The sequence below is a fragment of the Nocardia sp. NPDC057455 genome (assembly GCF_042802775.1).
In the GTDB taxonomy this organism is placed as follows: domain Bacteria; phylum Actinomycetota; class Actinomycetes; order Mycobacteriales; family Mycobacteriaceae; genus Nocardia.
On record NZ_JBHVDM010000209.1, the window covers coordinates 1 to 1373 of the forward strand.

Here is a 1373-nt window from a genome sequence, read left to right on the forward strand (position 1 = left end):
CCGAAGGCACGGGTCTAGACCGCCGGAACGCGAGCCATCAAGGGGCCGCGAACACGCAGCGCCGCAGGCGCTGCAAATCGAACACAGCTCAGGCGCGCACGCTCAGGCCGACCTTCTGGAATTCCTTCAGATCCGAGTAACCGGCCTTGGCCATCGAACGACGCAGTCCGCCAACGAGGTTGAGCGATCCGAAGGGATCGTCGGACGGCCCGAACAGCACCCGCTCCAGGCTCGGCCGCACAGTTTCGCCGGCCGGCTCTCCACCGAGATCCCACGGATCCTCGACGTGCAGCAGCGACCCGCGCGGCACCGAGGGGTGCGCGGCCGCAGACGGCCAGTACCAGCCGCGGCCCGGCGCCTCCGCGGCCACGGCGAGTGGAACTCCGAGCATGGCCGCGTCCGCGCCGCACGCGATCGCCTTGGCGAGCTGGCCCGAGGTGGCGACGTCTCCGTCCGCGATGACGTGGACGTAGCGGCCGCCGGTCTCGTCCAGGTAGTCGCGGCGCGCGGCGGCGGCATCCGCGATCGCGGTGGCCATCGGCACGCCGATGCCCAGTACCTCGCCGGTGGTCGTCGCGCCGGGGTAGGAGCCGTAGCCGACGATGACACCCGCCGCCCCGGTGCGCATCAGGTGCAGCGCGGTGCGGTGATCGCTCACGCCGCCCGCGACCACGGGCACGTCCAGCTCGGCGATGAAGGTCTTGAGATTCAGCGGTTCACCGTCGCCCACATGCTCGGCGGAGATGATCGTGCCGTGCACCACGAGCAGGTCGAGGCCCGCCTGTAGCAGCGCCGGGGTGAGCGTGCGCGCGTTCTGCGGGCTCACCCGCACGGCAACGGTGACACCGGCGGCGCGGACCTGCGCCACCGCGGCGGCGAGCAGGTCCGGCTGCATCGGCGCGGCGTGCAGCTCTTGCAGCAGCGCCACGGCGCGCTCGTAGCCGCCCTTGCCGACCAGTTCGAGCAGCTGGTCGATCTTCGCGCCGACATCGGCGTGCCGCGCCCACAGACCCTCGCCGTTGATCACGCCGAGCCCGCCGAGGCGGCCGAGCTCGATGGCGAACTCCGGCGATACCAGCGCGTCGGTGGGATGCGCGAGAAACGGGATCTCGAAACGGTAGGCGTCCAGCTGCCAGGACAACGAGACCTGCTTCGATGAGCGGGTCCGGCGCGAGGGGACGATGTCGACGTCGTCCAGCTCATAGGTACGCCGGGCGGTCCGGCCCATGCCGATCTCCACCATGTCGCGCACGCGAAATCTCCTTGTCTAATTTGCAGCGCCTGCGGCGCTGCGTGTTCGCGACCCCTTGATGGCTCGCGTTCCAGCGGTCGAGACTCACGCCTTCGACGCATGCGCTTCGACCGCTGGAACG

1 protein-coding gene is annotated in these 1373 nt (G+C 70.4%); it reads right to left on the reverse strand.

Annotated features, from left to right (window positions below; genetic code table 11):
- Nucleotides 1-88 precede the first annotated feature (88 nt).
- The gene (locus ACFU5M_RS34505) at nucleotides 89-1252 is read right to left on the reverse strand and encodes a GuaB3 family IMP dehydrogenase-related protein (RefSeq protein WP_379055824.1); all 1164 of its coding nucleotides are present in this window, start codon (nucleotides 1250-1252) and stop codon (nucleotides 89-91) included.
- Between the last annotated feature and the right edge of the window lie 121 nt (nucleotides 1253-1373).